The organism is Mycobacterium sp. 852002-51057_SCH5723018 (genome assembly GCF_001667035.1).
Taxonomy (GTDB): Bacteria; Actinomycetota; Actinomycetes; order Mycobacteriales; family Mycobacteriaceae; genus Mycobacterium.
The window spans coordinates 83,090-89,983 of record NZ_LZIR01000001.1 but is presented as its reverse complement, the minus strand read 5'-3'; the positions used below and the strand labels follow the sequence as shown (position 1 = coordinate 89,983).

Sequence of the window (6,894 nt, the reverse complement as noted above, 5' to 3'; positions counted from 1 at the left end):
GCCCGGCGGCCCCGCCGTTGCCGCCATTTTGGCCTGCCGCACCTGAGCCGCCGGCTCCGCCGTTACCGAGCAGCCATCCGCCGGCAGCGCCGTTTTGCCCGGTCCCCGGAGCCGCGTTGGCGCCGTTGCCGATCAACGGCCGCCCGGTGAGCGCCACGCTGGGCCAATTGATCAGGGCCGTCAGATCCTGCCCGACCGTCTGCGCCGGATTGGCCGTAAACGCCGCAGCATTCGCGGCCTCTGCGCTCGCATAGGATCCCGCACCCGCGCTCAAAGCCTGCACAAACTGTTCATGGAACGCCGCCGCCTTCGCAATGAGTGCCTGAAAGCCCTCACCGTGGGACGAGAACAGCGCCGCAATGGCCACCGACACCTCATCCTCGGCCGCGCCGAGCATCCCCGTAGTCTGCGTAGCCGCGGCCGCATTGGCCGCGGTAAGTGTCGAGCCGATGCTGGCCAAATCGGTGGCAGCACTGCCCAGCACCTCTGGCGCCGCCATCACAAACGACATCTGAGACCTCCGGTATTGCCCAAACGACGGATCATGTTCTGGCCAAGATATACATACTCTTCGGATGGTGCGACCCTATAAACAAACTGGCGGTATCTAGTTGGTAGACGGTGATGGACACTGTGCATGCGGCCGTTCAGCCGCCGCGTAGCCGAGGGCGAACAGCTGCTCGCGATTGGTTCCGTTGCCGCTGCCACCGCTTTTGCTTTGGGGCCGGCGAGATTGAGATCGAGCCTGCCGTCGGGGGTGCGACCGTGACCGTCACGGCCTTCGCCGGTGGCTTTGATGGCGCCGAAGCCATGCCTGACCCGGACGACACCCGGATGAACTTCCTGGAGGTTCCAAACGTCGTATGAAATATGAGCACCATCTCCACGATGAGGACCGGGCATCATCGACTGGCGGATGGATCGCTGCTCCGGGTTGACATCGAATTGGGCCGCTTTGTGGGAAGTCTTTACACCCGAGACATGCGGGTGAAGGCACGAGTCGTCGGCAGCGATGTCGAGGTTCATGCGTGGGCTGGTCGCGTGCAACGCGAAAATAGGTTGGCGGCATGAAGGCGCAGCAGCGGCGCCCGTCGCGCGCGGCAACCTTTGGCAATTTTTTCGCACACCGCAACGAATGTGGTACCACCACAACGCATTAGCCCTGCATGCAGCCAACGACAGGCCGGGCCTGACTCAAACCGCACTGGCACCGACGCGGCTCGTGGATAACACGACGGTCTTCAGCCGGTAGGCGCCGGCGGCGAAGGGTGTTGGCCGCGGCGCTCGACAAGCTGCGTTCGGTGGACGGTTCGTTGCTCTACTTCGCCAGGGTGAACTGGTTGACGTCGATGTAGCCGATCCGGAACATCTTGGCGCAGCCGGTCAGGTACTTCATATAGCGCTCGTAGACCTCTTCTGACTGAATCTCGATGGCGTCGCTTTTGTGTGCCTCCAGGGCCGCCGCCCACACGTTAAGGGTCCTGGCGTAATGGTGTTGCAGCGACTGGCGGCGGGTCAGCGTGAAACCCGCCGACGACGAGTGCTCCTCCACCATCTGGATCGTCGGCGTAAAGCCCCCTGGGAAGATCTCGGTCAAGATGAACTTGATGAACTGGACGAACTCGGACGTAATCGGCAAGAAGCGGTCGATCATTTGCTGTTCCGTCAGGCTGGTGATGGTGTGCAGCAGCATCACGCCGTCAGCGGGCAAGATGTTGTGGGCCAGCGCGAAGAAGTCGTCGTAGCGGTCAGGGCCGAAGTGCTCGAACGCGCCGATCGACACGATGCGGTTGACGGGCTCGTCGAACTGTTCCCAGCCGGCCAGCAGCACTCGCTTGCGGCGCGGGCCGCCCATCTCGTCGAACGACTTCTGCACGTGGGCGGCCTGGTTCTTCGACAGCGTCAGGCCGACGACGTCGACGTCGTATTTCTCGATGGCCCGCCGCATGGTGGCGCCCCAGCCGCAGCCGACGTCGAGCAGAGTCATGCCGGGCTGCAACCCCAGCTTGCCCAGCGCCAGGTCGATCTTGGCGAGCTGGGCCTCTTCCAGCGTCATGTCCTTGTGCTCGAAGTAGGCGCAGCTGTAGGTCTGGGTGGGGTCAAGGAACAGCCGGAAGAAGTCGTCGGACAGGTCGTAGTGCGCCTGCACATCGTCGAAGTGCGGTGTCAGCTTTTTGGCCATATCTTGTGTGCCCTCCTGGGCCCAGAGGACTGTGCCCCACGGGCAACGCTACGCCGAAGCGCAACCCAGCGGGTGCTACTTGACGGTGCGCAACCCAATAGTCATGGCGTGAAACCTTTCTCGTCGGTTGCTAGCGCCGTCGGTGGGGTTGCTTCGCAGGAGCCCTGCCGCGGGATGGTCATCAGCCACGAGGATGGACTCGGATCGTCACCATCCCGGGCATCTGCGAACCGGCAGGTGGCGGGTTCCCGGCGATCACGTCGCCGAGTTCTGAAAGACATTGTTCCGCTGGATGCTTCGTTGTGGGCACTAGCTGACGCCATCCGATCGGGCTGGCCCGTGGCCCCAGACAAGTGAACCGAGCGCAGAAGGGAAGGCGGACCCGTACGGCGTCGCGAGTTCAAGAGCTGAGCACGCGATCGAATGGTTATCTGACTAGCGGTGATGCGGCGGTCGCTCGTCGCGCAGGCGGCTCTCGTCAGACGCCGCGCGCACCTGCTCCTCGTCGCCGAACCTCTCCAAGTCCTCGGGCGTGATGTCCCTCCGGGGCGGCCTCGGGACGGCCGGTGGTGGCTCTCGTGGGTTTTCGGGCACCAGGCGATTGTCTCAGTTTGACGGTAAATCAACGAGGGGGCCGCTCGAGCCCGAGATGATCGCGTAGGGTGTGCCCGGCGTACTCGGTGCGGAATCGGCCGCGGCGCTGCAGGATTGGCACGGTGTGATCGACGAAAGCCGTCAACTCATATGGCAGCGTGGAACCCATGATGGTGAAACCGTCGACGGCTCCCGCGTCCTGCCAAGCGATGATCCGTTCGGCGAGCTGCTCGGGAGTGCCGACGAAATGTGTCTGCCCCGCGCCGCCGCTGACCTGCTGAGCGATTTCGCGCAAGGTCGCGTCCGGTCGCGCCCGGGCGGCCGCATAGAGCTGGTCCGCCCGGGTCGACGGTAGCGCTTCTTCGGTCCAGAGTCGGGCCGGTAGCGGGGCATCGGGGTCGAAGGCGTCCGGGTCAAGTCCCGCGGTGTATAACGCGTTCTGCCAACGGAATTCGGGACTGGCCAGCCCTTCGAGCCGCCGCGCCCGGGTCTGGGCTTCGGTCACGGTGCCGCCCAGAGTCACCATCAACGCGGGCAACACGAGCACCTGTGCGGGGTCGCGGCCTGCGGCGGCGACCTGGGCGTGCAGATCGCTCCGAAAGGCGATCGCCGCCTCGAGCGACGGCGGTCCGGTGAACACCATCTCGGCGTATTGCGCGGCCAGCTTGATGCCGGCGGGGGATTGCCCCGCCAAGACGCGCACCGGGTGGCCTTGCGGGGAACGCGGAAAAGGCAGAACTCCTTCGGCGTCGTGAAACTGGCCGTGGAAGCGGGGTGCGTGCAGCTTGCTGCGGTCCGCCCAGATTCCCGCCGCGCGGTCGCCGACGACCGCATCGTCCTCCCAACTGTCCCATGCGCGGGTGACGACCTCGACGAATTCATGCGCCCGGGCGTAGCGGTCCGCATGTTCGGGATGGCTGCGGTGACCAAGATTCGCCGCGGCCAACGGGGTCACCGTGGTGACGATGTTCCAGCCGGCGCGACCCGCGCTGAGATGATCCAGCGTCGCAAACCGGCGCGCGAGTTCCCACGGCTGGTTGTAGGTCGTCGAGCCGGTTCCGATCAGCCCGACGTGGCTGGTGACACCGGCGAGAGCCGAAAGGACCGCCACCGGGTCGAACTGCGTCTGGGGCAAGAACGTGGCGCGGTATTCGGCGATGGCGATGTTGTCGGCCAGAAATATCGAGTCCATCAGACCGCGTTCTGCCGTGCTCGCGATGTCTGCGTAGTACGGCAGTCCCAGCACGTTGCCGACGGGGTCCTCGACCACCCGCCACGCCGACTCGTGATAGCCGTTCGGCCACACGAACGCGTTGAAGTGCAACGACGTAACCTCTGGATCCTCATTCATCGGCTAGCTCAACGCGCCCGGCGTCTCAAATAGTCCGCGGGTGCACACTAGTGAAATGGATCCATGTGAGCTCACCGCCGTCGCGCCGTCCGCACCGCCCCCTTCGCCAGGGCGGCGGGCGTGAACGGGCCCGAAACCGAGCAGCACTGCCCGCTGAACGGCATCTCCGACGTCCGCGCTTTCTTTCACACCAACAAGGTGCCGCTGTACTTCATCTCGCCGACTCCGTTCAACCTGCTGGGAATCGACCGCTGGGTACGAAACTTCTTCTACCTGACGTTCTTTGACTCCTTCGAGGGCATACATTCGCGCGTGTTCGTGCCTCGGCGGCGCGACCGCATCGATTTTGATTCCATGGGCGACGTGTGCAACCACCTCCTGCGTGATCCCGAGACACTCGAGTTCATCGCGAGCCGAGGGCCCGGTGGCAAGGCCTGCTTCGTGATGATGGACGAGGAGACGCAGGGGCTCGCGCGGCAGGCGGGTCTCGAGGTCATGCACCCCCCGGTGGAGCTGCGCCATCGCCTGGGCTCCAAGACCGTCATGACGCGCCTAGCCGACGAGGCGGGCATACCAAGCGTCCCTCACGTCATGGGCCGGGCCGGCTCCTACGACGAACTGCTGACGCTCGCGCAGAATGCCGGATTAGGAGACGACCTCGTCATCTCGGTCCCATACGGGAACGCCGGCAGCGGGACGTTCTTTGTGCACGGCCAGCGCGACTGGGACGAGCATGCCGGTGACCTCACGGGGCAGCAAGAATTCAAAGTCATGAAGCGCATCCGCAATGTCGAGGTATGCCTCGAGGGCGCCGTGACCCGCCACGGCACGGTGATCGGCCCGGCGATGACGAGTCTCGTCGGTTATTCGGAGCTCACTCCGCACCGGGGCAGCTGGTGCGGCAATGACATCTGGCGCGAGGTGCTGCCGCCGGCCCAGACGCACGCCGCGCGGGAAATGGTGCAAAAGCTGGGCGACATCCTGAGCCGCGAGGGGTACCGCGGCTACTTCGAGGTGGACCTGCTGCACGACCTGGACTCCGACGAGCTCTACCTCGGCGAGGTGAACCCGCGCCTGTCCGGCGCCAGCCCGATGACCAATCTGACCACCGAGGCCTATGCCGACATGCCGCTGTTCCTCTTTCACCTGCTTGAGTACATGGACGTGGAGTACACGCTCGACATCGATGGCATCAATTCGCGCTGGGAGCGGGGCTATGGCGAGGACGAGGTCTGGGGCCAAGTGATAATCACGGAGACCTCGCCAGACGTCGAGCTCTTCACCGCAACCCCACGTACCGGGGTATGGCGCATCGACGACGACGGTCGTGTCACCTTCGCGCGGACCGCCAACGACTGGGCCACGCTGCTCGACGGGTCCGAGGCCTTCTACATGCGGGTCGCCGCGCCTGGCGACTTGCGCTCCGAGGGCGCCCAACTCGGAGTGCTCGTCACCCGCGGACACCTGCAGACCGACGACTACCAGCTCACCGAACGCTGCCGGCGCTGGGTCCAAGGCATGAAAGCCAAGTTCGCCTCCACACCCCTGGCGCCGGCCACGCCGATCATCTCGCGGCTCGTCGCACGAGCGTGAGCGTCCCGGCCGGGATCTCACTGGACAACTGGCTGTCGCTGCCACAATCGCATTGGTCTTTCCAGCACGTCGAAGACTTCGTGCCGACCGCGGTGATCCCGCGCGGGACCGGGCCGGTCGCGGCGTTGCCCGCCGCCAGTGCGCCGATGGCCGATATCCCGGTGACCAGCACCGGGGGAGCGGCCACCACCGTCGGCGCGGTGATGGCCGCCACCGCCACCGACGGGTGGGCCGTCGCACACCGCGGTTCGATGGTGGCCGAGGAGTACCTCGACGGCATGACGGCCCACACCCGGCACCTGCTGTTCTCGGTGAGCAAGTCGCTGGTGGCGGCCGTGGTTGGTGCCCTGCACGCGGCCGGTGCGATCGAGCTTGACGCGCCGGTCACGAAATACGTTCCCGCGCTGGCGAATTGCGGCTACACCGGTGCGACGGTGCGCCACCTGCTGGACATGAGGTCGGGTATTTCCTTCTCAGAAGATTACGGCGACCCCGGCGCGGAGATACATCTCCTCGACCAGGCGATGGGCTGGGCACCCAAGAGCCGTCCGGACAACCCCGCCACGCTGCGCGACTTCCTGCTCACCTTGCGGCAGAAGTCGGCGCACGGCGGCCCGTTCGAATATCGCTCGTGTGAAACCGACGTACTGGGCTGGATTTGCGAGGTCGCCGGCGCCCAGCGGATGCCCGCACTGATGTCCGAACTGCTGTGGAGCCGCATCGGCGCCGAATGCGACGCCACCATCGGCGTAGACACCGACGGCACCGGACTATTCGACGGCGGCATCAGCGCCTCTCTCACCGACATGATCCGGTTCGGATCGCTGTTCTTGCGCGACGGTGTCTCGTTGACCGGCCGGCAAGTGGTGCCGGCGGCGTGGATCGCCGACACCCTCGACGGCGGCCCCGACTCGCGTGAGGCGTTCGCCGCCAGCCCCGACGACAACGAGATGCCCGGCGGGATGTACCGCAACCAGATGTGGTTCCCCTTTCCGGGCAGCAATGTCGTGCTGTGCCTGGGCATGTGCGGGCAGATGATTTACGTCAACCGCGCCGCGGAGGTGGTCGCCGCGAAGTTGTCCACGCAGCCGCACTCCCACGAGCCGCACATGTTGGACACGCTGCGCGCATTCGACGCGGTGGCACACGAACTGGCTGGAATCGCCAGTTAGCG

Annotated in this window: 6 protein-coding genes and 2 pseudogenes; 2 read left to right on the top strand and 6 right to left on the bottom strand. The window is 65.4% G+C overall.

All coding sequences use genetic code 11. The features are described 5' to 3' along the window. The 6 genes and pseudogenes from A5764_RS29935 to A5764_RS00405 all read right to left on the bottom strand — a co-directional run. The coding region (locus A5764_RS29935) for a PGRS repeat-containing protein (RefSeq protein ID WP_369807260.1) at positions 1-175 on the bottom strand (175 nt) is incomplete at its 3' end. A 114-nt stretch (positions 176-289) separates the two neighbouring features. Continuing rightward, positions 290-499: pseudogene (locus A5764_RS29930) on the bottom strand (PE family protein); the annotation flags it as partial. 153 nt (positions 500-652) lie between these two features. After that, positions 653-798, bottom strand: a pseudogene (locus A5764_RS27000) (organic hydroperoxide resistance protein); the annotation flags it as partial. A gap of 520 nt (positions 799-1,318) precedes the next feature. Further along, positions 1,319-2,182, bottom strand: coding sequence for a cyclopropane mycolic acid synthase MmaA2 (gene mmaA2, locus A5764_RS00410; RefSeq protein WP_067106782.1), 864 nt, complete (start codon positions 2,180-2,182; stop codon positions 1,319-1,321). A 435-nt stretch (positions 2,183-2,617) separates the two neighbouring features. Continuing rightward, positions 2,618-2,776, bottom strand: coding sequence for a hypothetical protein (locus A5764_RS28680; RefSeq protein WP_197501154.1), 159 nt, complete (start codon positions 2,774-2,776; stop codon positions 2,618-2,620). Between the two features lie 28 nt (positions 2,777-2,804). Next, positions 2,805-4,127, bottom strand: coding sequence for an NtaA/DmoA family FMN-dependent monooxygenase (locus A5764_RS00405; RefSeq protein ID WP_067106779.1), 1,323 nt, complete (start codon positions 4,125-4,127; stop codon positions 2,805-2,807). A gap of 120 nt (positions 4,128-4,247) precedes the next feature. Here A5764_RS00405 and A5764_RS00400 point away from each other — a divergent pair, with 120 nt between their 5' ends. Both A5764_RS00400 and A5764_RS00395 read left to right on the top strand, forming a co-directional pair. Further along, on the top strand, positions 4,248-5,720 hold the full coding sequence (locus tag A5764_RS00400; protein ID WP_067106776.1) for a biotin carboxylase: 1,473 nt from the start codon (positions 4,248-4,250) through the stop codon (positions 5,718-5,720). Further along, the gene (locus tag A5764_RS00395) at positions 5,717-6,892 is read left to right on the top strand and encodes a serine hydrolase domain-containing protein (RefSeq protein WP_067106773.1); all 1,176 of its coding nucleotides are present in this window, start codon (positions 5,717-5,719) and stop codon (positions 6,890-6,892) included. Before A5764_RS00400 ends, A5764_RS00395 begins: the two co-directional genes overlap by 4 nt. Positions 6,893-6,894: the final 2 nt, after the last annotated feature.

Excerpts from the sequence above, each read along its gene's own strand:
- mmaA2 (WP_067106782.1), bottom strand. The coding sequence starts at position 2,182 with ATGGCCAAAAAGCTGACACCGCACTTCGACGATGTGCAGGCGCACTAC.
- A5764_RS00405 (WP_067106779.1), bottom strand. The coding sequence starts at position 4,127 with ATGAATGAGGATCCAGAGGTTACGTCGTTGCACTTCAACGCGTTCGTG.